At 60.5% G+C, this 26,677-nt stretch carries 21 protein-coding genes and 3 tRNA genes; all 24 read right to left on the bottom strand.

Going from position 1 to position 26,677, the window contains the following annotated elements:
* Positions 1-8: 8 nt before the first annotated feature.
* On the bottom strand, positions 9-1,040 hold the full coding sequence (locus tag PFAS1_RS21490; protein ID WP_076030434.1) for a FecCD family ABC transporter permease: 1,032 nt from the start codon (positions 1,038-1,040) through the stop codon (positions 9-11).
* Positions 1,033-2,022, bottom strand: coding sequence for a FecCD family ABC transporter permease (locus tag PFAS1_RS21485; RefSeq protein ID WP_076030433.1), 990 nt, complete (start codon positions 2,020-2,022; stop codon positions 1,033-1,035). The genes PFAS1_RS21490 and PFAS1_RS21485 overlap by 8 nt, the downstream gene beginning before the upstream one ends.
* A complete protein-coding gene (locus PFAS1_RS21480) occupies positions 2,019-2,939 on the bottom strand; it encodes an ABC transporter substrate-binding protein (protein WP_076030432.1) in 921 nt (306 codons plus the stop codon). The genes PFAS1_RS21485 and PFAS1_RS21480 overlap by 4 nt, the downstream gene beginning before the upstream one ends.
* On the bottom strand, positions 2,932-4,779 hold the full coding sequence (locus tag PFAS1_RS21475; RefSeq protein WP_076030431.1) for an IucA/IucC family protein: 1,848 nt from the start codon (positions 4,777-4,779) through the stop codon (positions 2,932-2,934). The genes PFAS1_RS21480 and PFAS1_RS21475 overlap by 8 nt, the downstream gene beginning before the upstream one ends.
* Positions 4,780-4,783: 4 nt before the next feature.
* Positions 4,784-5,557 carry an HpcH/HpaI aldolase family protein gene (locus tag PFAS1_RS21470; RefSeq protein WP_076030430.1) on the bottom strand — a complete coding sequence of 258 codons (774 nt, stop codon included), beginning with the start codon at positions 5,555-5,557 and terminating at the stop codon, positions 4,784-4,786.
* Positions 5,551-7,416 carry an IucA/IucC family protein gene (locus PFAS1_RS21465; protein ID WP_418328780.1) on the bottom strand — a complete coding sequence of 622 codons (1,866 nt, stop codon included), beginning with the start codon at positions 7,414-7,416 and terminating at the stop codon, positions 5,551-5,553. Before PFAS1_RS21465 ends, PFAS1_RS21470 begins: the two co-directional genes overlap by 7 nt.
* A 25-nt stretch (positions 7,417-7,441) precedes the next feature.
* Positions 7,442-8,869 (bottom strand): DHA2 family efflux MFS transporter permease subunit, encoded by a 1,428-nt coding sequence (locus PFAS1_RS21460; protein WP_076031567.1) that lies wholly within the window; start codon positions 8,867-8,869, stop codon positions 7,442-7,444.
* Positions 8,866-10,077: a type III PLP-dependent enzyme gene (locus PFAS1_RS21455; RefSeq protein ID WP_076030428.1), complete on the bottom strand. Its 1,212-nt coding sequence runs from the start codon at positions 10,075-10,077 to the stop codon at positions 8,866-8,868. Before PFAS1_RS21455 ends, PFAS1_RS21460 begins: the two co-directional genes overlap by 4 nt.
* Positions 10,070-11,854 (bottom strand): IucA/IucC family protein, encoded by a 1,785-nt coding sequence (locus tag PFAS1_RS21450; RefSeq protein WP_076030427.1) that lies wholly within the window; start codon positions 11,852-11,854, stop codon positions 10,070-10,072. The genes PFAS1_RS21455 and PFAS1_RS21450 overlap by 8 nt, the downstream gene beginning before the upstream one ends.
* Before the next feature lie 211 nt (positions 11,855-12,065).
* Entirely contained in the window at positions 12,066-13,442 is a 1,377-nt protein-coding gene (locus PFAS1_RS21445; protein ID WP_076031566.1) for a diaminobutyrate--2-oxoglutarate transaminase, read from the bottom strand.
* 355 nt (positions 13,443-13,797) lie between these two features.
* Positions 13,798-16,221 (bottom strand): TonB-dependent receptor, encoded by a 2,424-nt coding sequence (locus tag PFAS1_RS21440; protein ID WP_076030426.1) that lies wholly within the window; start codon positions 16,219-16,221, stop codon positions 13,798-13,800.
* A gap of 67 nt (positions 16,222-16,288) precedes the next feature.
* A complete protein-coding gene (locus PFAS1_RS21435; protein WP_076030425.1) occupies positions 16,289-17,239 on the bottom strand; it encodes a FecR domain-containing protein in 951 nt (316 codons plus the stop codon).
* Positions 17,236-17,745, bottom strand: a complete 510-nt coding sequence (locus PFAS1_RS21430) for a sigma-70 family RNA polymerase sigma factor (RefSeq protein WP_076030424.1) — start codon at positions 17,743-17,745, stop codon at positions 17,236-17,238. The genes PFAS1_RS21435 and PFAS1_RS21430 overlap by 4 nt, the downstream gene beginning before the upstream one ends.
* A gap of 392 nt (positions 17,746-18,137) precedes the next feature.
* A tRNA-Asp gene (locus PFAS1_RS21425) sits at positions 18,138-18,214 on the bottom strand.
* Positions 18,215-18,307: 93 nt separating this feature from the next.
* Positions 18,308-18,384 (bottom strand) — tRNA-Asp (locus PFAS1_RS21420).
* A gap of 55 nt (positions 18,385-18,439) precedes the next feature.
* A tRNA-Val gene (locus PFAS1_RS21415) sits at positions 18,440-18,515 on the bottom strand.
* A gap of 159 nt (positions 18,516-18,674) precedes the next feature.
* Complete coding sequence (locus PFAS1_RS21410; RefSeq protein WP_074875251.1) at positions 18,675-19,451, bottom strand: SDR family oxidoreductase; 777 nt, start codon at positions 19,449-19,451, stop codon at positions 18,675-18,677.
* On the bottom strand, positions 19,448-20,659 hold the full coding sequence (locus PFAS1_RS21405) for an O-succinylhomoserine sulfhydrylase (RefSeq protein WP_074875249.1): 1,212 nt from the start codon (positions 20,657-20,659) through the stop codon (positions 19,448-19,450). The genes PFAS1_RS21410 and PFAS1_RS21405 overlap by 4 nt, the downstream gene beginning before the upstream one ends.
* A 65-nt stretch (positions 20,660-20,724) precedes the next feature.
* A complete protein-coding gene (gene purF / locus PFAS1_RS21400; RefSeq protein WP_007905939.1) occupies positions 20,725-22,230 on the bottom strand; it encodes an amidophosphoribosyltransferase in 1,506 nt (501 codons plus the stop codon).
* A 41-nt stretch (positions 22,231-22,271) separates the two neighbouring features.
* Positions 22,272-22,832 (bottom strand): CvpA family protein, encoded by a 561-nt coding sequence (locus tag PFAS1_RS21395; RefSeq protein ID WP_074875247.1) that lies wholly within the window; start codon positions 22,830-22,832, stop codon positions 22,272-22,274.
* Positions 22,833-22,930: 98 nt separating this feature from the next.
* Complete coding sequence (locus PFAS1_RS21390) at positions 22,931-23,584, bottom strand: SPOR domain-containing protein (protein WP_076030423.1); 654 nt, start codon at positions 23,582-23,584, stop codon at positions 22,931-22,933.
* The gene (gene folC / locus PFAS1_RS21385; RefSeq protein ID WP_076030422.1) at positions 23,568-24,875 is read right to left on the bottom strand and encodes a bifunctional tetrahydrofolate synthase/dihydrofolate synthase; all 1,308 of its coding nucleotides are present in this window, start codon (positions 24,873-24,875) and stop codon (positions 23,568-23,570) included. Before folC ends, PFAS1_RS21390 begins: the two co-directional genes overlap by 17 nt.
* Entirely contained in the window at positions 24,872-25,792 is a 921-nt protein-coding gene (accD, locus tag PFAS1_RS21380) for an acetyl-CoA carboxylase, carboxyltransferase subunit beta (protein WP_074875242.1), read from the bottom strand. Before accD ends, folC begins: the two co-directional genes overlap by 4 nt.
* Before the next feature lie 211 nt (positions 25,793-26,003).
* On the bottom strand, positions 26,004-26,627 hold the full coding sequence (locus PFAS1_RS21375; RefSeq protein WP_076030421.1) for a phosphoribosylanthranilate isomerase: 624 nt from the start codon (positions 26,625-26,627) through the stop codon (positions 26,004-26,006).
* Positions 26,628-26,677 lie beyond the last annotated feature (50 nt).

The raw sequence follows: 26,677 nt of genomic DNA, 5'->3' as shown, positions 1-26,677 counted from the left end.
TGAATTCCTTAATGACGCTGTTTAATCAATAAATAGAGAAAAAAGGGCGTGCCCAGCACCGCGACAAAGATCCCGGCCGGTAGATCCAGGGGCAGGAACAGCGTGCGCCCGACCAGGTCCGCCAGCATCACCAGGTTTGCGCCAATCAGGGCTGCCATCACGGCCTGCCCAGCGAAACCGGGTGATACCAGGCGTTTGGCAATATGCGGCGCGATCAGCCCGACAAACGCGATCGCCCCACCCCAGGCAATGGCCGCACCGGCCAAGGCCACACTCACCAGCAACAAACCGGCCCGCAGCCATTGCACGCGCACGCCGATGCCTTGGGCCAGATGGTCATCCAACTGTTGCACCATCACTTGACGGGCCAACAGCACCAGCAGCGGACAAATGCCCAACAACCAGCTCGCAAGCGCCAGCGGTTCAGGCCAACTGGCGCCGTACACGCTGCCGGTCAGCCAGACGTAGGCCGACAGAGTGGTGGTCAGCGGACTGAACACCAGGATGAAGGTGGTCGCGGCCGTCAACATCGCCGAGACGCCCACACCGATCAGCACCAGTCGCAGCGGTGAGGTCCCCTGCTTCCAGGCCAGCAGATAAATGGCCAGTGTTGCCAGAGCCGCACCGAGCATCGCGGCCAAGGGCAGAAACTGTTGGCCCAGCGTCGCGGACAAAAACGACAGATAAAGCACGGCAGCGGCGCTGGCACCGCTGGTGATGCCCAGCAGGTCCGGCGATGCCAGCGGGTTGCGGATGATGCTTTGCAGGATCAGCCCGGACACCGACAACGCAGCGCCCACCAGCGCCGCCAGGACAATGCGGGGAAAGCGCAGTTGCTCGACGATCAACGTCAGGCTGGCGTCCTGAGTGGAAAACAGGATTCGTATCACCTCGAGGGGTGAGAGGATGACTTTCCCCAGCGACAACGAGCCGAGCATCACCAGCACCGTCAGCAGCAGCGCTGCCGCCAACCGCAGCCACGTGGAGAGGTTGACCCGCCGGGAATACCCGCCCCGGCGCCAGGTCACCACCTTATCCATAACGACCTCCACGCCGGGCCAACATGATAAAAAACGGTGCGCCGAACAGCGCCGTCATCACGCCTACCGGCACCTCCTGAGGCAGGATCAATACCCGCGACAGCGTATCTGCCAACAGCAGCAGAATCGCGCCGAGCAGAGCGCAACCGGGCAGCAACCAGCGATGGTCGATGGACAACCCCTTGCGCACCATGTGCGGAACCAGAAGACCGATAAAACCAATGCTGCCGGCCAATGCCACTGCGCTGCCCGCGAGACAAATCACCAGCACGCTCATCAGCAGCCGGATCAGGCCGGTTCGCTGCCCCAGCCCCGTGGCAATCTCTTCCCCGGCGTTGAGCACATTGAGCTGCCCGGCCAGCAGCAGCGCCCCCGCCAACCCGAGCACGGCGCACAGCAACAATGGCGCAGCGGTCGACAGGCTGCGTTCGGTCAACGAACCGGCCATCCAGAACAGCACCGTGTCCAGGCCATCCTGATTCACCACCAGCAACGCCTGGCTGAAAGCGGAGAACAACGCGGCGATCGCCGCGCCTGCCAGCACGATGCGCAGCGGACTGAGACTGCCTTGCCCCATGTTACCGATCAGCCACACCAGGCAACCCGCCACGCCAGCGCCAATGAACGCCGACCATAGCCAGGCATCCGGGGATGACAGCGAGAAGATCGAGGAAAACAGGATGATAAAAAAAGTCGCACCGGCATTGATCCCGAACAGTCCGGGTGATGCCAGCGGATTGCGGGTCAGTGCCTGCATCAGTGCGCCCGCGACCGCCAGGCTGGAGCCTACAGAAATTGCCATCAGGGTGCGCGACAGACGCGTGGTAGTCACCAGCAAATGATTGATGCTCAACGGGTCGGGATCGACAAACGCCGCGGCTATCTGTGGCAGTGGAATCCAGGTGGCACCGACCGCCAGGCTCAACACGCAGCACAGCAGCAACACGACACCCGCGCTGCACAGCTTTACTCCCGGACTCATGAAGCCACCTGCGCGGCGGCCACACGGGCCACGTCGTCGAGCATCAGGTTCGCCCCCAACATCCCGCCCGACAGACTCCACGCGACGCCATCGACCTGCCACACCTGTCCTTGCTGCGGGGCACGCATCTGCTTCCACAGCGGGTGTTGCACCAGGCTCTCGTAGTTGCGCTGCACCGCCGCGTTTTGCGCGCGCAGGAAGACAAAAAAGATATCGGCATTCACCACGGCAAGGCTTTCCTTGCTGGTGAGTTTGATCGATACCCCGCTCGCCTCCCGGCTGCTGTCACTCCAGTTGAACCCCAGCTCGGTGAGCACAGAGCCCGGAAAACTCGTCGGCAGATAACTGCGGATGTGGTCTTCGCGGATGTCCAGAATCGACACCGTGGGTGGCCAGCGTCCGGCAAATGTCTGCCGCAGTTGCCCGCACAGTTGTGCCACGCGTTGCTGCCATCGGTTCAAAATCTCGTCGGCCCTCTGTTGCTGGTGTAATGCAGCGCCCATCAGCGCCAGGGTCTTCTTGAATTCAAACACTTCCTCCAGCATCAGCACCGGGGCGATCTGCTTGAGTAACGGCGCAATGCGCTCATGGCGAAAGCGCGAGGCAACGATCAAGTCCGGCTTGAGCAACGCGATGTCTTCAAGGCTGGGCTGAGTTTCCAGTCCAACATGGGGTACCTGCTCCAGTGCCGTGCGCAAATAGCGATAGGTCGGTTTTTCGCTCCAGGAATCGACCACGCCACACGGGGTCACGCCCAACACCACGGCGCAGTCGGTGGCGCCCTGGAACAGGGTGACCACCCGCAGCGGCGCGGTGTCGGCCGCGGCCCACGCCGGCGCAGAAAACCTGAGGGCGAGCGCCCCCAGGGACAGGCGCAACAGCGTGCGCCTGGAGGGTTCATGTCGCGGTTCAGGCATTACGATCGAGCCTGTGAAACGGGTTGACCACATGGCCTTTGCCAAACGGCATGCTGCCGGGGCCGCCCGCGCGTTCGATCATCGGGGTGAGCAGCAATTTCTGCGGCCAGTGCGGCGATTCGAATAACTGGTGCTTGATCATGATCCGCGCCTCGGCATCAAATTCGATGGTATCGATCAACTCGTTGAGCACTTCGCCCATCGCCTTCCACAATTGGGTGGCCGGCAATGCGTAGACCTCAGCCAGCGTATCGATGATGGCGCGGAGGTTGACCTGAATACCCAGTGTCTGCAACCAGAACAACAAGTCTTCGGGGCGATCGTGGTACAGCGTGTTGGCGTGCCCCTTCTTCAACCGGTAAGCCGGGTCGGCCAGGCCGTTGCGTTCCAGCCACGGCACGAAGATGCGCAACGAATCGTGATCGCGCAACAGCAAGCCCTGGGCGTAACCGGCCTTCCACACCAGCACCGCGTTCTGCCCGTGAATTTCACCCAGCATGCCGATGCGGAACATCCGCAGATTGATATCGAAGAAGCTGTGGCACAGCTCGCGGAACAGGGTCATCACCGACGCGGCGTTGGCCGGCAGTTGACGGTAGGCCATCCAGTCATCGAAGAAGTGCTGGTTGCTGCCCGGCAGCGGTGTGCCCAATGCAGCCATGGGCACCAGTCGGGTGTCCGGGTCTTCGAGCAACGCGGGCGGATAGCCGCGCACCATGGCCGACAGGTGACGCGGCGCTTCGTCAAACAGCGTCGCGTCTGGCGGCATGAATGCCCACCATTTGGTTTCGTCGCACAGGTGCAGGGACTGTTGCAGGGTTTGATCCTTGTTCAGCGCCTGACGCAGCAGCGCCTCACTCAGGCCGCCGTTGATCATTTTCACCGCAGGCAGATAACGCGAAGCGCCCAGCGAATAGATCGCCATCGGCAACTTGAGGTAATCGGCACTGTTGAAGCACGGCGTCATCGAGCGCAACGACGAAGTGGCGAAGAAATCAGCGTCGCTGAAGTCCAGGCGATGGCAGTCACCCTTGGCGAACGCGTCGCCAAGTTGCGCCTCCAGCACATGTTCGAACTGCCACGGGTGTACCGGCAGCGCGATGTGGCTGTGGGCAATGCCCCGCTGCTGCAACTCTTGTTGCAAGTTGGCCTGCAACGGCGGCGGCAACAGGTACTGGGCGGGATAGCTCTGCGCCAGGTCAGTCACACCGTCGCCGCATTGCAGCAACGTGCGGTCGACCGCGACCCAATTGAGCGCCACCGGACGGGCGAATTCCGCCTGATACTGTTGATATTCGGTTTCGCTCAAACCCTGCTTGGCTTTGGCCAGTGGGTGGTAAGGACGATCACGCAGCGAAGCCCACTGTTCCATCGCCAGGAAGAAGTCCGCGTTGCTCTTTTCTAGCAAGCGTTCGCTGTCGACCCGATGGGCCAGGGACAACTCGGTTTGCCGAACGCTGGTGCGCAGCACATCCAGAAACAGGGCGAAGCCTTTTTCATTGTCCGGGTAGCGATCAGTCATGCCGGCCAACACCTGGGTCGTGAAAGCCTCGGGTGACAACGCAGTCAGCTGATCATTCTGTCGAGCCCAAACCGGCGTGCCCGGTACCTTTTCCCATTGCTGGGTAATGCCGGGACGCAGGGCAATGACGATGCAACCTTGGGGATCGCTGGGCCATTCCCAGATCCGTTGTTCGGCGCTCAACCCGGTAAACGGCTGATCGACCGATGACGAGGGCGCCACCAGGTTCAGCGGCTCAGTCCCGAAAAAATGTTCGGCCAGCAAACAATCGACCAGATCCTGCATCACCTTGTCGGCGGCCATTGTGGTGAAGTTCATCCGATTATTTTCCTTCTGCTGAAGTGGCGGCCAATTTGGCCTGGAGGGCACGAAAAGCGATGCCACGCTCGTCACCCAAAACAAAACTTTTAACGCCCCGGCTCAACCACCGTTCGTGGTCGCCCGGCTGACGTGGAATCGCGCAATACGGCACGCCCGCGGCACTGGCTGCCTGCCAACTGCTGAGCAGCGCTTGCTGCACCTCGGGTCGGTCGATCTGCCAGGGCATGCCCATCGATTGCGACAAGTCGGCGGCCCCTTCGAGGATCATGTCGAGGCCGGGCACGGCGGCAATCTCTGCCGCCCGCAGCACACCTTCGGCACTTTCGATCATCGCTACGACCATGGTTTGCTCGTTGGCCAGCGCGACGTACTCCGCCAGGCTGTGTTTGCCAAAGGCACCGGGGCGACCGGCATTCAGGCTGCGGGTGCCCTGCGGATGGTATTTGCAGGCTCGAATGCTGTCGGCCAAAGGCTCGGGGCCTTCGATCATCGGCAAGACAATGCCCTGGGCGCCGCCATCGAGCAGGCGCAGCAGGGTTTTCGGGTTGAGGTCCGCCACCCGCACCAGCGGGGTCAGCGCGTAACTTTCGGCGGTGCGGATCATGTTCTCCACGGTCTCGGGATTGATCAGCACGTGTTCCATATCGATGATCACAAAATCAAAACCCGCCTCGGCAATCAGTTCGATGGCCGCTGGCGACGGAATCGAGCTGATCAGGCCGTAGACCGGCTCGCCTGTTCCGAGCTTCTGCTTGAGCAGATTGGTCCTCAGCATGATTGCGGCCGGAACGCGTGCAGCGGATTCGGCACCGATTTGAAACGACGTTCGCCGTCGCCCAGCAGTCGGCGTTTGGTCAGCTCTTCCACTTCATAGAACGGCGCGAACACATCAAACGCTGCATAACGCGGACGGTGTTGCGGATGTTCAGCCTGGTAAGCAGTGATGACCTCGGCAGTCATCTGCCAGAACAGGGCCTCTTCGAGCTGATAGTGCTGATGCAGGAAGATCGCCATCTCGGCCAGGGCGATGAAAAAGAATGAATCACAGGAAAAATCCCGGACCGCATCCAGGTCGTCGGTGAGGATGAACGAGTTGCGATTGAGCTTGGCGTGGCTGGCGGGCAGCGGCACCAGAGTCGGGCACAGCTCGGGGCGACCGAGGTGTTGCGGCGAATAGCGCACGCCGTCATGGAAGTCTTTCAGGGCGATACGTTGCGGCCAGCCCTGCTTCACGATCAGGACGATGTTCTGCCCATGGGACTCCATGCCGATGCCTTCGGCGTAGAGCATGTGGATGATCGGCGACACCGCGACTTGCAGCAGTTGGCGGGTCCAGGCGTGCAGGCCGTATTGCTTGATCCAGGCATCGATAAACGGCTTCTGTTCACCGCTGCCGTAGCGGTTGTCCACGGAGCTCAAACCATTGAACGGCACCGCTTGCTCGTCGTCTTGCAGGTATTGGTGAATGCTCTCGCGCCACAGGGAGCCCATCGTGCCGTAGGCCTGGGACATCCGCGTGGCGGGCAGGTGATCGTAATCAAAGCTGACGCCGACCACTTCGCCGAGAATCACAAAGCCAAGGTCGCGGGCGGTGCTGTCGCTGCCGATCAACTGCTGCAACCAGTCGGTGATGATCGGGCCGTTCATCACCGTATGCCGGGCCAGAATTCGCGTGCTGGAGGTGTTGGTCATGCTCAGCGCGAGCTTGACGTAAGGCCGCTTTTTCTCCGTGACGTTGGCCAGGGTGCGGATCGACTGTTGCGCCTGATAGCGGTCATTGGTGGTGCCCAGATGGATCACTTCACCGCTGACCAGCTCCGGGTAGAACACCGGAACGATGATGTTTTCCCACTGCCACGGGTGCACCGGCATCAGCCAGTAATCGCCCATCGCCTTGCCTTGATCGGCGAGGCTTTCAGCCAGTTGCTGCCAGCGCTGAAGACCGAATTCCTGCTGGATAAAATCGTCGTAATTCAGGTGCCGCGAGATGTTCATCGCCCCGCAGGTTTTCGCCACCGCCAGCCAGACGATGGCAACAGGCGCGGCAAATTCCGGTCCGTAGCTCGCGTTGTCTTTCAGCGAGAAGCCGATGCGCGATTTGTAGCAAGGGTGATAGCTGTGGGCGTCCATGAAGTGCTGTTCCAGCGCATCGACGTCCAGTTGATGGGATGGCTTGGCCGCTTGATAACCCTGACTGCGCGATTGCAGATCCTTGAGCAGGGTCTGCTCCAGTTCATGGGTGAAGCGTGGCAGGTGCGGGCTGTCCTGGAGTTCGCTCAGCAGCTCCGCCAATGCTTGATGGAGGTGCGGCCGGCGGCGTGCGCCCAACGCATCAACGCGTTCGAGGCTGGCATAGTCGACGCGGATCAGCTCGAAGCTTTCGCTGAGCAATCCATTGCAGTGGTACTCCACCGGTTGTTGCTGCGCGTCGATACCGCTGACAACAAAACGGTACTGGCCGCCATCGAGGGGCGAATGGCGATACGGCAAGACGTTTTCATACAACAGCGTTTGCAGCAGTTGACCCACCACGCGCTGTTCCACTTGCTGATAGTGGCGCGGATCGGCCGTCGCCAGCCAGACGCCTGGCGCAGAATCCGCAGCCTGTTGTGTTGCCTGTGAAGAAGTCGCCATAGTCATAACCTTGTCCATGAAAGAATTAACGGTGTTCGAGGGCGGAGGGCAATGCCTCGGCCGGCTCGTCGGATGCGTGAACGGGAAAACGCCAGGCACAGGGCAATGCCAACAGGATGAGGATGCCGGTGGCCAAGAAGACCTCGCTGATTGCCCCCGAGCTGGCCATCGAAGCTACCCCGCCCCCGGTCTCGGCAGTCAGCCGGAGTTCCAGCCACAGGGAAGCAATCACGATGGCCAGCGACGAGACGAGACGACGGGAAATGTTGTTCATCGCCGCGCCTTGAGTGACCATCGGTTCCGGCAGCGCATCGAGCCCGGCGGTGGTGATGGGGATGTAGGACAGGCCCAGCCCGGCGCCGCGGACCATCATCAGGAAAAACACCACACCGATTGAAGCGCCAGCCCCCAGCATGCCCAACCCCAGCGTGGCGCCCCCGGTCAGCAGCAGCCCCCAGAGCACCACGCCGCGCGGGCCGTGACGGTCCAGCCACTTGCCGCCCAGATGCCCGAACAGGCTGGCGAACAACGCCGTGCACAGCAGCGACAGGCCGGTCCAGATAGCGCTGTAGCCCATCACCACTTGCACCAGCAGCGGCAGCAGCACCAGGCATTCGAACATGCCGACCGACTGCACCACGGCGATGATCACGCTCAAGCGATAACCGCGCAGGGCAAAGATGCGCAGGTTGAGCAGCGGCGAAGTCCGGTTCAGTTCCAGTCGAACAAACGCGACCAGACACACAATGGCTGTCAGTAGCATGCCGAGGTTGATCGGATCAGTGAGGGCCTCGGCATGGCGCAGGCGGCCAACGGCAATCATCAGCAGGCCGATGCCCGTCGCGATCAACAGGTAACCCGCCAGGTCGAAAGGTTTGCGTTCCGATGCTTCGCAAGCCGGCAGCACGCCGACGCCAAGGATCAGCGCCAACAGGCCAATCGGCACATTCATCAGGAACAGCGAACGCCAACTGAACCACTCCAGCATCAGGCTCCCGCACAAGGGCCCCAACGCCGGCGCCAACATGACCGCCGCGCCCCACAGGCCGGTGACCCTGCCCCGCTCGCCCTTGGCGTACACCGAAAAAATGATCGCCAGCGACAGCGGAATCATCAGCCCGCTGGCGATGCCTTGCACCACGCGTGCGGCAATCACCAGCGCGATGGAGTTGGCCAACGCCCCCAGCAGCGAACCGCAGACAAACAACGCCACGCCCCACAAATAAAGGGATTTTCGCCCCACCCGCTGGCTGAGAAAACTGGTGAGCGGCATGGTCATGCCCATGCTCACCATGAACGCGGCCACGATCCAGGTGGCCAACAGCGGACCGATATCAAAGGCCTCCATGAACGCTGGCAACGCCGGATTCAGCGAGCTGTTGTTCAGGCTGACCGTCAACGTGCCCAACAGCACGTTGACCACCACCAACCAGCGCGGCACGGCAAACGTCAATCCCACGTTGCGACTCCGGCTTCTTGCACAAACACCTGCGGTGGTCGCGGATGACAGAGGAAATCGGCGTGGGAGATGTTGTAGCCATAGGCACCGGCCAGGGGCAGTACCAGCATGTCGCCGATCTCCACGTCCGTGAGCGGGCAATCGCGGCTCAGCACATCCTTGGGCGTACAGAGTTGCCCAACGACGGTCCACTCCTGTTGTGGCGCCGTTGAAGTGACGCGATGCCGGGGCAGATGAATGACCGGGTGATCATGGCCCTGGGCAACCGGCAAACGGAACTGATGAGTGCCGCCCCGACAGACCAGGAAGTGCTTGCCGTGACTGGTTTTCCTGTCCAGCACTTCAATGGCGTAATAGCCGCAGAAGGCGCTGATGAAACGACCGGGCTCAAAGCGCACGATGGGCGCATCGACACAGGCGGCAAGGCTCTGCGCCAAATGCGTACACAAGCGCTGCCAGTCGAATTGCTGCGGCCCGAGGTAATTGACGCCGATGCCACCGCCCACGTTGAGGTGAGTGACCGCTGCGGGATCGGCCGACAACGCCTTCCATTGCGACCAGCGCTGCAAGTACAGATCGAGCAATTGTTCATGGCGTTCCACCAGCGACTGATGGGACATGGCATGCACATGGAAACCCTTGAGCCGCAGGTGGCTGGCGTTATCGACCCAACTGACCGCTTGAGCCAGTTGCGACTCATCGATCCCGAACGGTGTCGCCGTGCCGGCCATCGCCAGTTTGCTGGAGAGCGGCGACGGCAGTTCAGGATTGATCCGCAGCAAGACGTCTTGCACGCGTCCCGCTTCCAGTGCCAACCGTTGCAGGCGGACGATCTCATTCAGGCTTTCGATGTGAATCGCTTCGACCTGATGTTGCAGCGCCGAACGCAGATCGGAGTCCAGTTTGCCGGGGCCGGAGAAGATGAATGGCTTGCGCGTCGGGCAGGCCTGGAGGCGATCGATCTCGCCGCCGGAAGAGATCTCGAAGCCGTGGACCAACGGCGCGACGGCGGCGAGGATTTGCGGTTCGCTGTTGGCCTTGATCGCGTAATAAAGCTCCACGCCGTCGGGCAGCGCCGCCATCACCTGCGTCACGTGCTGTTTCAGCGCGTCCAGGTCATAGATGAACAGCGCCAGCGGATCTTCGTGTTGCACGCGGGCTTCGTCGATGGCGGCCAATACCGTTTCGGGCAACTTATCCATGCTTGGCTTCCTTGCCCCACGGGGACACCAGACTGACGTAGCTGGCCTGGCGATCGGCCTTGGCTGCGAGGCGGACTTTCAGGTTGGTTTTGCAGGCAATCGGCTGACCGGCGATCAAGGCATCCAACTCCGGCGCAGCGCGGGTCAATTCGGCGCGGATGCTGACCAATTGCTGCTCCACCCGTTGCCACATCAGCGGCGCCAGGTGCGGACGTTCCCAACTCAAGGCCAGTACAGCCTCGGACAAGTTGTTGACGAACAGACAATAGACGATGCGATTCCAGCCTTGCTGGCGCGAATACAGCAGTGACTCGCGCACCCGTGGATGAACGTCTGCGTCGATCCGGGAAGCACCCAGCTCGTCGGTCAGTTTGACCCCTTCGAAATCCCGCAGCAGCAAGCGTTGTGGACGGCCGTTGTCATGCACCAGCACGCTGTTCTGCAAATGCGGCTCCATGACGATGCCGTGGTTGAAGAACAGTGCCAGCACCGGCCGTAGCAGCAGCGCCTGATAGTCGTCGAACCAGCTCAACAGCGTTTGATCGTCGATGTCATTGCCGTTGAACCGGCTCAGGAACTCATGCACCAACGGCGGCAAATGCAGGCCTCGAGCGAACAACGTACCGGCCATGATGCTGCAGTCGGTGCCGGTGTCGAGGCAGAAGTTTTCCCGCAGGATTGCCCCGGTCTGTTCGCGGAACCAGTGGTTATCGGCTTCGCTGGCCTGTTGCGGCGCCCAGCTCAGGTTGCCCGGCTCAGCCACCACCGACAGCCCGCCCAGGGTTTCGGGTTGGGTCAATTGGAGGTTACGAAAGACCCGGTCGATCATCAGTGCGCTTTCCAGTTCGTACCAGGCGTTTTTCCTGACGCAATTGGTGATGCGCACGTTCAGCGAGCCCTTGATGAAAAACTCATGGCCCTCGATGTACCAGGTCCGGATCGACGCCGTGGGGTTGGCCATCAGCCCTGTGGCGCCAAGATCGACGATGGCAGCGGATTTCAACAAACGCTGAACCCGACCATCCTGCATGAACAACTGCGCCTGCACCGGGTGCATGCAGATAACCGCGTGCCCTGGCCGTGCCTGCGCTTGATCGGCAAAACCGGCCAGCACTTGGGCCTTGCTCAGGCCGTTGGCCCCGACGTTCAATCCTTCCAGCGGCACCTCGAACAGGTGCAACGGCGTGCGAGCCTGGAATTCCGGGGCGTAGGTTTCCTGGGCCAGATGCGCTGGCCACAGGCGCGCCTTGGGTGCCGGGTGGTTCGGATGACCGAACCACAAGCCCTGTTCGCTGGCGAGGTAACCACTGAGCGGTGCCGGGTGCTGACCGTCCATGTTGTGGCCGACGATGGCCGCGGTCAGCAACTGGCTTTGCAACACCTGATCCAGCAACTCGTCGTTGCTGGCGCGGGTCATGTGTTCGCAGGCCGCGAGCAACTGCTCGACGAATTCGGTGAATCTCAGGCACGACCAGTCGCCCTCGCCACGCCGGGCATAAACGTCCGACAGGTAACGGTGACTGCCCAGACCATCACGGCGGTCCACCATCACAAAGAACTGCTGCTGGTTGGGCAGGCTGACGGTCAGGGGAATGCCTTTCCATTCCAGGCCCTCGAGGTAACTGCCCGGGGGGATACCTTGCATCTGTGTCGGCCAACTGTAACTGAGGCAGTTTTCCGGTAAGGCGAACTCTTTGATCAAACAATTAAGCAACGCGCGCGTCGTCGCCAACTCACTGACCATATTCGATAAAACACTGCGATCTGGATGATTCATGGGTGCTCCACAGTAACCCGCGAGGCTACTGGACACGTTATATGGCGAAAAAATTAGTTGCTGACCGGCCTGTTTAACAGCCGACGAAACCCCACGTAACGACATCACTTCATTGAACCTTTTTAAACAATCAGATGAACATCAAGTTATTTGCAGCAACGCCATCAAACTGCAACTCAGCGGACTGCCAACGGAACTTCGATTGATTCATTCAAGGGCGCAACTGCAATAACGCTGCCGCCATTGCATTATCAAAACGCTGGATGACTTGCTGGCATTGTTCATCGTCGATAATCAAGGGCGGCAACAAGCGGATGACATTGCCCTTGCGACCGCCGCGTTCCAGCAACAGGCCTTGTTTGAAGCACTGTTGCTGGATGGCCACGGCCAGCGCCGGGTCCGTCGGGAAATGCCCGTGGCGATCAGCCGGCTGGCGCTCATCGACGATCTCGATGCCCAGCATCAGGCCACGACCGCGCACTTGTCCGAGGGCCGGATAATGCGCCTGCAATTCGACCAGTCGATCCTTGAGCCACTGGCCCTGGCGCTCGGCCTGGGCGGCGAGGTTTTGCTGTTGCAGCACCAGCAATGTGGCCAGCCCGGCGGCCATGGCCATCTGGTTGCCACGGAACGTCCCGGCGTGATTGCCTGGCTCCCAGGCGTCGAATTCACGACGGATGCCCAGCACCGCCATGGGCAAACCGCCACCGACCGCTTTGGACATGACGATCAGGTCCGGCTCGATGCCGGCGTGTTCGAAGGCAAACATCTTGCCGGTGCGACCGAAACCGGTCTGCACTTCGTCGAGGATCAGCAGGATGCCGTGCTTGCGCGTCACCTCACGGATCGCCCGCAGCCAGCCCGCCGGGGCACAGTTGACCCCGCCCTCACCCTGCACCGCTTCAAGGATCACCGCCGCGGGCAGTGACACGCCGCTTTCAACGTCTTCGATGAACTGGGTGAAATAGTGGGTCAAGGCCTCGACCCCGGCCTCACCGCCAATGCCCAGTGGGCAACGGTATTCGTGGGGGTACGGCATGAACTGCACCCCGGGCATCAGGCTGGCAATGGCATTTTTCGGCGCCGTGTTGCCGGTCAGGGCCAGGGCGCCGTGGGTCATGCCATGGTAGGCCCCGGAGAAACTGATGATGTTGTTGCGCCCGGTATAGGTCTTGGCCAGTTTCAGCGCAGCCTCCACCGCATCCGCCCCGGACGGCCCACAAAACTGAAGGCAGTAATCGCGCCCCTGGTTCGGCAACAGGCTGAGCAGGGTTTCGCTGAAGGCGTCCTTGACCACGGTGGTCAGGTCCAGCGTGTGCATCGGCAGGCCTGAGGCGAGGAAGCTGTCGAGGCTGGCCATGACGGCCGGATGATTGTGCCCCAAGGCCAAAGTACCGGCGCCGGCCAGGCAATCGAGGTAAGTATTGCCCTCGACATCAGTCACCCAGAGCCCGTTCGCCTTGGCGATGGCCAGCGGCAACTTGCGTGGATAACTGCGCACATTAGATTCGAACTTATTTTGTCGTACCAAATAGTCGGCATTGGTTTTTTGCAAAGGATTAGAGTGCAATACGCCATCATTCAACATCGTTTCACCCTCGTTAAATTCGATATGCAACTTATTCTCATTTAGAAGTTGTTGCAACTAATTCTTACAACCTATTTGGACATTTACATATAGCGATTTGAACTACATTAAAAATAATCAGGCACGCAAAAAACCAAGTTAATAAACCTGGTATGAATTCCGAAAGTGCCATTATCTGGCCATGATCTTGTAATGCTACTGACAACTTATATATAGGCTATCGACAAATAGCGACTTATACGCAAGTGTCTTGATTATTCATTAACAGAGGGTGTGCATATGTCCTTTCTCAATACGAATCAGGTCATGGTCCAACGAAGACGCCCCGATCCCTGGGGCGTATGACACGGGTTAATCAGAAGTCGACGGTCGCCGAAAGGAGATAGGTGCGCGGGGTCGACAGCGTCAAGCCAGGCTCGCTGTCATCCGAGGCTCCGGCCGAACTCCAGTAGCGCTTGTCCGCCACGTTCTCGACATTGGCACGCAGGGTGATGTTCTTTTCCTCGACCTTGAACGCATAGCGTGCGCCCACGTCGAAACGCTCCCAGGAGTCGATTTCCTTGTTGTTAGACTGGTCCAGGTACTGCGAGCTGGAATAGATGCCGCGGCTGGTCAGGGTCAGGCCCTGTACAGTCGGCACGTCCCACTCGGCGCCCAGGTTGACGTTGTATTTCGGTGTGGCCGGGGCCCGGTTGCCGTCGAAGGTGCCATTGGTGGTGTCATTCAACTCGCTGTCGATGTACATGACGCCGCCGAGCAGGCGGAAACCATCGAGCGGCTCACCGAACATACTCAGTTCCACACCGGTGTTCTCACGCTTGCCGTTGGGGCCGAAAACGCGCGTCGTGGCATTGGTCTCGTAGGCCGGCTGCTTGATGCGGAACACGGCGGCGGTGACGGCGAACGCACCAGCGTCGTACTTGGCACCGACTTCGACCTGGCGGCTGATGAACGGCGGGAAAATCTGGTCCTCGTTAATCGAAGTCGACGGCGCGATCTTGCCTTGGCTCAGGCCTTCCATGTAGTTGGCATACAGCGACAGCTTGTCGGTTGCCTTGAACAGGATGCCGCCCGACGGCGAAACCTTTTCCTCGTCGTAGGCGGTATCGCCTCTGACGTTATCGGTCCAGTCGTCAACCTTCACGCGCTGCCAGCGGGCGCCGAGGGTCAGCAGCAAGCGGTCATCGAAGAAACCCAGGGTGTCGGACAACGCCACGCCGGTGGACCGGTTCTCGGTATAGACCTCCGAATCCTGTCGCGTGGGCCTGCCAGGCGTTGGTGTTTCAACGGGGTTATAAATGTTGCTGTTGCCCGCGGCATAACGGGCGCCGCCATTTTCGAAGTCCATGTAGTAATAGCTGGCGGCCAGGTTTATTTCATGGCTTACCGGGCCGGTATGGAACCAGTTGCGCACACCCGCCGTGGCCGTGCGGACATTTTCGTCACGGGTGAAGTCACGGGGTAGAACGCTGAAATTGCCGGCGTTGTTGATGACCGAAACGGCATGTCGGAGGAATTCATGGTTACTTTTGCGCGCGCCCACGCCGCCGTACAACATGACGGAGTCATTGACATCGAATTCAGCGTTCACCGTGCCGAACGTGTCGTTGGTGCTCGCCTTGCTCCAGGGCTGCGCATAGTTGCGGCGCACATCGCTGGCATGCGGCACCTGCGCGTTCGGGCCAATCTGTACGCGCTCCTGCGGTGCGTCGGTATCCCGCTCGGTGCGCCCGATGTCCGTCGAGAGTCGCAGGCGTTCACCGCGAAAATCCAGGCCCAGTACGGCCATCTCGCGGTCGACATTCTGGTGATCCCATTCGGTGTCGCCGGACTGCTTCACCCCGTTGAAACGAAGACCGAACTTGTTGTCTTCACCAAAGCGCCGGCCGACATCCACGGCACCGCCGACCTGGCTGTCGGAAGCGTACATACCGGTAAACGAAGTGATGGGCTTGTCGGTCGCGCGCTTGGGCACCACGTTGATCCCGCCGCCCACGCTGCCCCGCGGCGAAATGCCGTTGATGAGCTGGGTCGGGCCTTTGATGACGTCGACGCGGTCGGCCATCTCCATGTCGATCGTATAGGTCGGCAGGACGCCGTAGAGGCCGTTGTAGGAAACATCACTGTTGAACAGGCTCAACCCTCGAATGGTGAACTGCTCATAGCGCCCACCCGCCGGGTTGGTGACACGAACCGAAGGATCGCTGGCGATCAGGTCGCCCAAGGTACGCGCCTGCTGGTTTTTGACCACCTCGCTGGTGTAGGTGGTCATGCTGAACGGCGTTTCCATAAAGTCTTTCGAGCCCAGCAAGCCTTGCGACCCGCGACGCGCGACCTGGCCGCCGGCATACGGATCGCCGTGCTCCGAGTCAGTGGCACCGACAATCGAGGTGGCGCCCAGTTGCAGGCTGCCGCCTTCTGGCGCCGGGGTCAGGATGTACGCCTCTTCACCCACTGGCTGCAGTTGCAGACCGGAACCCTGCAACAGTCGGGCAAAGCCCTCCTCGACCGCATATTCGCCGGAAAGACCAGGACTGGTGCGACTGCCTACCAGCGCCGGGTCCACTGACAGATTGACCCCGGCCAGCCCGGCGAAACGGGTCAGCGCTGCACTGAGGCTTCCTGCCGGCACCTGGTAACTGCGTCGAGGCGCGTCTTCGGCCCAACCGGCAGTGATGAACAACGGACAGGCACTCAGACTCAGCATCAGACTCAAGTGCAACAACGGGCGCAACCTGGAAGAACCCAGACGCGAATTGCAGGGCATCACTACGGGCATTGAGAATCTCTCTGATTTCGTTTCACTTGCCTTGAATGACAAGCGACGCGAAAAAAGGGGACAAGCTTCAGACATTATTTTTACGCGGCAGTAACGTGACCCAGTAACGGGTTCGTCTCTGCACTTCCAGCGGCAAGCTGGCGGCCAGCAACGTCAGGATGCGATCGGTGTCTTCCAGACGGAAACTGCCGGTGACGCGCAGGGATTCGAGCTCCGGTTCCCAGCGCAACAATCCCGGCCGATGGGTGCTGAGTTCGCGCAGAAAATCGCCCAGGGGCTGGTTCTGCGCCATCAACACGCCGTCGCGCCAGCCTGGAGCAAGCACATCGAAAGGTTCGACGCGCCCTGCCCCCATCGCCTGAAGGCTGACTTGCTGACCTGCACGCAACGAAAAGACTGGTCCGCGCAACGGCTGCAATTGCACCGCGCCTTTAAGCACCGACACCTTGCACCCTGTCTGTCCCTGGCGAACGCACACTTCGCTCTGACTGACGACTACTTGCCCGAAGTGCGTCTGGATCGTCAGTGGCGATGTGCCGGGCACCTTCAGCGCTATTTCGCCTTCCACAAGTGTCAGTCGCCGATTCTTCAGGTCGATATCGACGGCACTCGCGGTATTCAATTGCAGCGAGCTGCCATCGGCCAACTGGACTTTTTTGCCCTCCCCGGTCGCGGTCCGCAGGTCAGCGCGCCAGACATCCAGAGGTAGCTGCCGGCTGATCAGCCAGGCAGTTGGCACCAGCGCCACCGCCCCCACGGCGCGCTTGAGCACCGTGCGCCGACTCGTCTGCGGCCGATCCAGGCTGGCCATGGCCAGTGCCGACGGCAGGTCGGCAAAGCGTTGACGCAAGAGTTGGGCTTTCTGCCAGGCTTGTTCGTGACTAGGGTGGCTGTCACGCCAGTGCTGGAGATTGGCGCGATCGCGCTCGTTGGCGGCGCCTGATTCCATGAGTGCCAGCCATTGAGCGGCAGCCCGCACGACTTGCCGGGCTTCAGCCGAAGGTGGCGAACCGATCACAATTCCACCAGCAGGCAATGCTCATAGGCTTGCGCCATGTAGCGCTTGATTGTGCGCTCCGAGACTTGCAGGCGTTCAGCAATCTCGTGATAACCCAAACCCTCCAACTGGCTCCAGAGAAACGCTCGTCGCACCGCGGTCGGCAATCCATCGAGCAACTCATCCAGGGCTTGCAGGGTTTCCAGCAGCAACCAGCGTTGCTCGGGAGACGGCACGCAGTCCTCAGGCAGCAGCGCCAGCGCACTGAGGTAGGCCTGTTCCAGGCTGCGACGCTTATAGAAGTTGGTGAGCAGTCGCTTGCCGACGGTCGCCAGATAGGCGCGAGGTTCTTTCAGATCAGCGATGTGTTGGGAGCTGGCGAGTAAACGCACGAACGTGTCCTGGCTCAAATCCGCCGCATCATGGCCATTGCTCATGCGTCGACTCAACCAGCTTTCGAGCCAGCCACGATGGTCGCGGTACAGGTCGTGAAAGGTTTGCGCCGCCGGCATCGCTGCATCACTCATCTAAAGGAACCCTGCGCGAAGAAATATTTTAAATGCGACTCATTCTAATTAGTGTTGATACTTCAAACCAAGCGCTTTATGCGTTTTGCCCTCAGGAAAAATTTGACTCCGCGAATGAAAGACAGGGGTTTCTGCCACGCAGCCACCGGTTAGTCAGGGCTGGGCGTTATGGCGGGATATCGTCGAGAGGAGGAAGAATCAGACACGCGGCGGCATTTGGCTGGCAGATTCAAATGCCCTTGGTTGCGAAGACAAGGAGAAAAGCCAAATCGCAGGCACAAAAAACCCCGGTCTTTCGACCAGGGTCTTTGCTATCGACTCGAAGTAGGCACTGGCTTTACCAGCAGCTTTCTTCGTAGCTCCAAGGCGTTCAGTGGGCCTTGAGGCAGATATGGCGCAGCGGACGGGACTCGAACCCGCGACCCCCGGCGTGACAGGCCGGTATTCTAACCGACTGAACTACCGCTGCGTATCGCTTTGGACTTGCGTCCAAGTAACTCGTCTGACTGAAAGCTTCGAGGCTTTCAATCTCGAACCAGAATAAACCCTGACTCGGAAAATATGGCGCAGCGGACGGGACTCGAACCCGCGACCCCCGGCGTGACAGGCCGGTATTCTAACCGACTGAACTACCGCTGCGCGTCGGTGGAGGCTTTTAAAAGCTTCCATCTTGCTTTCGCAAGACTCTCGGAAGTGGTGGGTGATGACGGGATCGAACCGCCGACATTCTGCTTGTAAGGCAGACGCTCTCCCAGCTGAGCTAATCACCCGTTTGCATCTCCGAGGCCGCGAAATTTACGCAGGTACCGAAGCTAAGTCAATACCCCGCTTGAAGTTTTTCTGAAAAAGACAAAATCATGTCATTTCCCGCAGCGCTGCCAATGGCGGTCTGCAACCTCAAGACGCCGCTGTCGCGGCCCCTGCCCGAATTACTCGCTGTAAATCATCTTCTTGGTCATGCCGCCATCGACCACGAACTCCTGGCCCGTGACGAAACCGGCGTTCTTCGACAACAGCCAGGCGACCATCGCCGCCACGTCCTCGACCGTCCCTACCCTGCCCGCCGGATGCTGGGCATGATCAGCATCGGTCAGAGGTTCGGCACGGCGCGCAGAGGGATCTCGCGCATCGATCCAGCCGGGGCTGACCGCATTGACGCGAATTTCCGGCCCGAGGCTGATGGCCAAGGCATGAGTCAAGGCCAACAGGCCGCCCTTGCTCGCCGCGTAAGCCTCGGTGTCGGGTTCCGACTGCCCGGCGCGGGTCGAGGCCAGGTTGACGATCGCGCCGCTGTGAGCGCGCAGATACGGCGCACAGTGCTTGGCCAACAGCATCGGCCCACTGAGATTCACCGCCAGCACCCGATTCCAGTACGCCAGATCGAGGCTTTCAAGGGTGATGTTGTGCGGATCGGCAACCGCCGCGTTGCACACCAGCGCATCCAGACGCCCAAACTGCCCCAGCACCTCCGCGACGCCCAATGCCACCTGCCCTTCGTTCGAGACGTCCATGGCGATGAACCAGGCATTGTCGCCGAGCACCTTCGCCACTTTCGAACCGCGCACTCGATCAAGATCAGTCAGCACCACCTGCCAGCCTTCGCTGATCAGCCAGGCCGAGATCCCCAGACCTATGCCCCGCGCAGCACCCGTGACCAGTGCAACGCGGCCATTGGTGCCAGTACCCGGCGCGGACAACTCGATCACAAGGCAGCCAACCCGCGCGCCAGATCGGCTTGCAGGTCGGCCACGTCTTCCAGACCGACCGCGATGCGGATCAGGCTGTCACGAATGCCCGCGGCTTCACGCTCTTGCGGCGCCAGACGGCCGTGAGAGGTGGTGCTTGGGTGGGTAATGGTGGTTTTGCTGTCACCGAGGTTGGCGGTGATGGAAATCAAGCGGGTCGCATCGATAAAGCGCCAGGCGCCCTCTTTGCCGCCCTTGACCTCGAAACTCACGACCGCACCGAAGCCTTTCTGCTGACGCAGGGCCAACTCGTGCTGCGGATGGCTTTTGAGACCGGCGTAATGGACTTTTTCGATGCCCTCCTGCTGCTCCAGCCATTCGGCCAGTTGCTGGGCATTGGCACAGTGAGCCTTCATGCGCAGGCTCAGTGTTTCCAGGCCCTTGAGGAAGATCCAGGCGTTGAACGGGCTCAGGGTCGGCCCGGCAGTGCGCAGGAAACCGACGACTTCTTTCATCTGTTCGCTGCGACCGGCCACAACACCGCCCATGCAACGGCCCTGGCCGTCGATGAACTTGGTCGCCGAGTGCACGACGATGTCCGCGCCCAACTTCAGCGGCTGCTGCAATGCCGGGGTGCAGAAGCAGTTGTCGACCACCAGCATCGTGCCTTTGGCATGAGCGATTTTCGACAGCTCGGCGATGTCCACCAACTCCGCCAGCGGGTTGGAGGGCGATTCGACGAACAGCAATTTAGTGTTGGCCTTGATCGCCGCATCCCAGCCGGACAAATCCGCCAGAGGCACGTAATCGACTTCAATGCCAAAGCGCTTGAAGTACTTCTCGAACAGGCTGATGGTCGAACCGAACACGCTGCGCGATACCAGCACGTGATCGCCGGCACTGCACAGGCTCATCACCACCGCCATGATCGCGGCCATGCCGGTCGCCGTGGCCACGGCTTGCTCGGCGCTTTCCAGCGCGGCAATGCGCTCTTCGAACGCACGCACGGTCGGGTTGGTGTAGCGCGAGTAAACGTTGCCCGGCACTTCACCGGCAAAACGTGCGGCCGCGTCGGCTGCAGTACGGAATACGTAGCTGGAAGTGAAGAACATCGGATCACCGTGTTCGCCTTCCGGCGTGCGGTGCTGACCGGCGCGTACGGCCAGGGTATCGAACGCTACGCCTTCGAGGTCGCTGTCCAGCCGACCGGCATCCCAATCCTGACTCATGCTGTCACTCCTTGCCTTGCTCTTTTTAGTAGATACAAAACCGGCCCCTCAGGGCCGGTAGTTACTCAGTTGTTATACAGATCAATGATCGCACTGACTGCCTGCGTCTTGACCTTGGAGGCATCATTACGTGCCTGCTCGATCTTGTTCAGGTAAGCCTCGTCGACGTCGCCGGTGACGTACTGGCCGTCGAACACCGCGCAATCGAACTTCTCGATCTTGATCTTGCCGCCACCGACCGCTTCGATCAAGTCAGGCAAGTCCTGATAGATCAACCAGTCAGCGCCGATCAGATCAGCCACGTCCTGGGTCGAACGGTTGTGCGCGATCAACTCGTGAGCGCTCGGCATGTCGATGCCGTAGACGTTCGGATAACGAACGGCCGGTGCCGCGGAGCAGAAATAGACGTTCTTGGCGCCGGCTTCGCGGGCCATCTGGATGATCTGCTTGCAGGTGGTGCCACGAACGATGGAGTCGTCCACCAGCATCACGTTCTTGCCGCGGAATTCCAGCTCGATGGCGTTGAGCTTCTGGCGTACGGATTTTTTCCGTGCAGCCTGGCCCGGCATGATGAAGGTCCGGCCGATGTAGCGGTTCTTCACGAAGCCTTCGCGGAACTTGACGCCCAAGTGGTTCGCCAACTCCAGGGCCGCGGTGCGGCTGGTGTCCGGAATCGGGATGACCACGTCGATGTCGTGATCCGGACGCTCGCGCAGAATCTTCTCGGCGAGTTTCTCACCCATGCGCAGACGTGCCTTATAGACCGACACGCCGTCGATGATCGAGTCCGGACGCGCCAGATAAACGTGTTCAAAGATGCACGGGGTCAGGGACGGGTTGGTCGCGCACTGACGGGTGTGCAGCTTGCCGTCTTCAGTGATGTAGACCGCTTCGCCCGGTGCCAGGTCGCGAATCAGGGTGAAACCGAGCACGTCCAGCGAAACGCTTTCGGAGGCGATCATGTACTCGACGCCTTCGTCGGTGTGACGCTGACCGAAGACGATCGGACGGATGCCGTGCGGGTCGCGGAAACCGACGATGCCGTAACCGGTCACCATCGCTACAACCGCGTAACCACCGACGCAACGGTTGTGCACGTCAGTTACAGCGGCGAACACGTCTTCTTCGGTTGGCTGCAACTTGCCGCGCTGGGCCAGTTCGTGCGCGAACACGTTGAGCAGCACTTCCGAATCGGAATTGGTGTTGACGTGGCGCAGGTCAGATTCGTAAATCTCCTTGGCCAGCTGTTCAACGTTGGTCAGGTTACCGTTGTGCGCCAGAGTGATGCCGTAAGGCGAGTTGACGTAAAACGGTTGGGCTTCGGCCGAAGTCGAACTGCCCGCGGTCGGGTAACGCACATGGCCAATGCCCATGTGGCCGACCAGGCGCTGCATGTGACGCTGATGGAACACGTCACGCACCAGGCCATTGTCCTTGCGCAGGAATAACCGGCCATCATGGCTGGTCACGATACCGGCAGCGTCCTGGCCGCGGTGCTGGAGGACGGTTAGCGCGTCATACAGCGCCTGATTGACGTTCGACTTACCGACGATACCGACGATGCCACACATGCGACGCAACCCCTACTTAATGGATCTGAACTGAACACAACTCACTGAGGCGTTTTGGCCATCGGCAAGAGGTGCTCCTTGAACGGTATCTCAGCGGGTACGCTGATACCACTGGCAAGCCACTGACTGCTCCACCCGAGAATCAGGTTTTTGGACCAGTCTGCAACCAATAGAAATTTTGGCACGAGCTGTGACTCTTGCCACCACCCGTCCTGCTGTACCGGCCCCAGGCTCAACAGCCCGACCGCCACGACCACCAGCAACACGCCACGCGCAGCACCGAAGGCCATGCCGAGGAATCGATCGGTCCCGGATAGCCCGGTGACGCGAACCAATTCGCCGATAAGATAATTGATCATCGCGCCTACGATTAACGTGGCGACAAACATGATGGCACAGCCCGTGATCACACGGGCCGACGGCGTTTGGATGTATCCGGCGAGGTACTCGGACAATGAACCACCGAACATCCAGGCGACGACTCCTGCGATGATCCAGGTCACCAGCGACAGTGCTTCTTTGACGAAGCCGCGGCTCAGACTGATCAATGCGGAGATGGCGACGATTGCAACGATCGCCCAGTCAACCCAGGTAAATGGCACAGTGCAGCCTACAGACGGATAAGGCGGCGCATTTTAGCAGAGCGCATGGCTATCGGTAAGCTGCGATTGTCAGTGCATTTCAAATCGAGGCGATAGTTTTAACCACGCTCAGGCTGGAAACGCACCACAAAACCCTTGAGGTTCTGCTGGCGGCTCAACAAGTCACGCAGACGATCGGCTTCTGCCCGCTCGATCAGCGGCCCGACAAACACCCGATTCTTGCCGTCGGCAGTTCGAATGTAGGCGTTGTAACCCTGGCTGCGCAGGGATTTCTGCAGGCTTTCTGCACTGGCACGGCTCGACAGGCTGGCCAGTTGCACCGACCAACTGACCGACAGGCCATTGGCATCGACGCGGCTTTGAGTCGTGTCCGGCTTGCCCGGTGCAGCCGTGATGGGCTGGCTAGGTGCAACCGTTGGTTTGTTGGCCGGAGGTGGCGCGACCGGTTTGGCGGCAGGCGCAGGCGTCACCGGTACGCTCGGGGCAATCGCTGTCGACGGTGCTTCTTGCTGAGCGATTTCATCATCACTCGGCACAGGTTCCTGAGGCAGCGCTTGCGGTTCAGGCACCACCACCGGCTCGACCTGAACTTGCGGCACCGCAGGCGCTTGCGGCGCAGCCGGGGCTTCAACCGTCACTTGACGCTGTTCATCCTGGCGGGAAAACAGCATCGGCAGGAAAATCACCGCCAGCGCCACCAGAACCAGGGCGCCGACCATGCGCTGTTTGTATGCCTTATCCAGCAATGCCATTTGCCGCTTCCTCCGTGGAGCGCCGGGACAGCCATTCTAGGGCCTCGGCGACACAATAAAATGATCCGAACAACAGAATCTCGTCGTCGCTCGTCGCCAGCGCGCACTGCCCTTCCAGGGCGGCGGCCACGCTGTCATAAGATGTTACCGAGGCGCCAAGGTTATGCAACGCTGCGTGCAAATCGGCAACCGGGCGTGCTCGTGGCGAATCCAGCGGCGCGACGGCCCAGTGCTGGACACTAGCACTCAATTCACCGACGACACCATCCAGATCCTTGTCTGCCAACAGTCCGAACACTGCCAAACGCTTGCCGGCCGGTGGACGGCTGGCCAGGCGACGAGCCAGATACTCTGCCGCATGGGGGTTATGCCCCACGTCCAGCAACAAATTCAGACGCTTGCCCTGCCAGTCGAATTGACGGCGATCGAGGCGACCGACCACCCGAGTGGCTTTCAGCGCAGCAATAATTTGCGCATCCACCCACGGCAACCCGAGCAACAGGTAAGCCTGCAACGCCAGCGCGGCGTTTTCCATCGGCAGATCGAGCAACGGCAGATCATGCAGCTCGACAGCACGCCCTTGAGCGTCAAGACCGCGCCATTGCCAGTTGTGATCGGTGATACCGAGGTCGAAATCGCGCCCACGCAGGAAAAACGGGCAATTGAGCTCGCGCGCTTTATCCAGCAGGGGTTGTGGAGGATTCAGGTCGCCACACAGCGCAGGCGCGCTCTGGCGGAAGATGCCGGCCTTTTCGAACGCGACGGATTCTCGGGTATCGCCCAGATAGTCCGCGTGATCGACACCAATGCTGGTGACCAGCGCCATATCGGCGTCGACCACATTGACCGTGTCCAGACGCCCGCCCAACCCGACTTCCAGCACCACCGCATCGAGACTGGCGTGTTGAAACAGCCAGAACGCCGCCAAGGTGCCCATTTCGAAGTACGTCAGCGAAGTATCGCCACGACCCGCCTCGACCGCAGCAAAGGCTTCGCACAGCTCGGCGTCAGTGGCTTCGACGCCATTGACCTGCACCCGCTCGTTATAACGCAGCAGGTGCGGAGAATTGTAGACACCTACGTTCAGGCCCTGCGCCCGCAGCAACGAAGCCACGAATGCGCAGGTAGAACCTTTGCCGTTGGTGCCGGTGACCGTGATCACCCGAGGCGCCGGCTTGCCCAGTCCCATGCGGGACGCTACCTGCTGCGAGCGCTCCAGGCCCATGTCGATGGCCGAAGGGTGCAACTGCTCAAGGTAGGCGAGCCACTCGCCAAGGGTACGTTCGATCATAGGTTGGCGGGCACCGGTGGGACCACGATTGGCTCGATTGGCGCGGCGACGAATTGCGGTGTCGGCAGGCCCATCATTTGTGCCAGCAGATTGCCCAGACGCGGACGCAGTTCCTGGCGGTGAATAATCATGTCGATCGCACCGTGCTCCAGCAGGAACTCACTGCGCTGGAAACCTTCCGGCAGTTTTTCGCGAACGGTCTGCTCGATAACGCGCGGACCGGCGAAGCCGATCAGGGCTTTGGGCTCACCGACAATCACGTCGCCGAGCATCGCCAGACTGGCGGAAACACCGCCGTAGACCGGGTCGGTCAGTACGGAGATGAACGGAATGCCTTCTTCACGCAGACGCGCCAGCACCGCAGAGGTCTTGGCCATTTGCATCAGGGAGATCAGGGCTTCCTGCATCCGCGCACCGCCGGAAGCGGAGAAGCAGATCATCGGGCAGCGGTTTTCCAGTGCGTAGTTGGCGGCGCGAACAAAACGCTCGCCAACGATGGCGCCCATCGAACCACCCATGAAGGAAAATTCGAAGGCCGCCACCACGACCGGCATACCCAGCAAGGTGCCGCTCATGGAGATCAGGGCGTCTTTTTCGCCGGTCTGCTTCTGTGCAGCGGTCAGGCGATCCTTGTACTTCTTGCCGTCGCGAAACTTCAGACGGTCAACCGGCTCCAGGTCCGCGCCCAGTTCGGCACGGCCTTCAGCGTCGAGGAAGATATCGATGCGGGCGCGTGCGCCGATACGCATGTGGTGGTTGCACTTGGGGCAAACGTCCAGGGTCTTTTCCAGCTCCGGACGATACAGCACAGCCTCGCAAGACGGGCATTTGTGCCACAGACCTTCAGGCACCGAGCTCTTCTTGACCTCGGAACGCATGATCGAAGGGATCAGTTTGTCTACTAACCAGTTGCTCATGCTTTCTTTCTCCAGTACCGGCGGCCCGAACGCTCTGGTTCGCAGCCCCGCGTATGCCCTTGAGCTAAATTCATGTGTGTGTGGCGATGATCGATGAATGGCCGGGTCAGTGAAGCGTGACCTGCGTACAACCCATCAATCCTCAGCCGTACCTGCTTTGTGCAGCGCAGTGCATTTTGGGACGGCGGCAGTGTGCCAGCCGTCACATCAGCTACGTGCTACTGCGTACCGCTTTAATGAATGCTTGAATCTTTGCGTGATCCTTGATGCCCTTGCTCGCCTCCACCCCGCCGCTGACGTCCACGGCATAAGGCCGAACCCGGGCAATCGCCTCAGCGACATTGTCCGGCGTCAAGCCACCGGCCAGGATGATCGGTTTGCTCAAGCCTTGCGGTATCAGAGACCAGTCAAACGCTTCACCGGTTCCGCCGGGTATACCTTCAACGTAGGCGTCGAGCAGGATACCGCTGGCGCCTGGAAACGCATCGCAGGCGGCCGCGATGTCGTCACCGGCCTTGACCCGCAGCGCCTTGATGTACGGACGGTGCCAGCCTTCGCACTCCGCCGCGGTTTCATCGCCATGGAACTGCAACAGGTCCAGCGGCACGGCGTCGAGGATTTCCCCCAACTCGCAGCGGCTGGCGTTGACGAACAACCCTACGGTGGTCACGAACGGCGGCAACGCCCCGATGATCGAGCGCGCCTGCTGAAACGTCACGGCCCGAGGGCTTTTGGCGTAGAACACGAAACCGATCGCATCTGCCCCGGCCTCAACCGCCGCCAACGCATCTTCCATGCGGGTAATCCCACAAATCTTGCTGCGAACGGCCGACATGTCGATAGAACCCCAAGGTAAATCCGAGAAAGTCCCGGATGGTAACAAAA

Source organism: Pseudomonas frederiksbergensis, from assembly GCF_001952935.1.
Taxonomy (GTDB): Bacteria; Pseudomonadota; Gammaproteobacteria; order Pseudomonadales; family Pseudomonadaceae; genus Aquipseudomonas; species Aquipseudomonas frederiksbergensis.
This window is presented reverse-complemented; position numbering and strand designations above follow the sequence as displayed.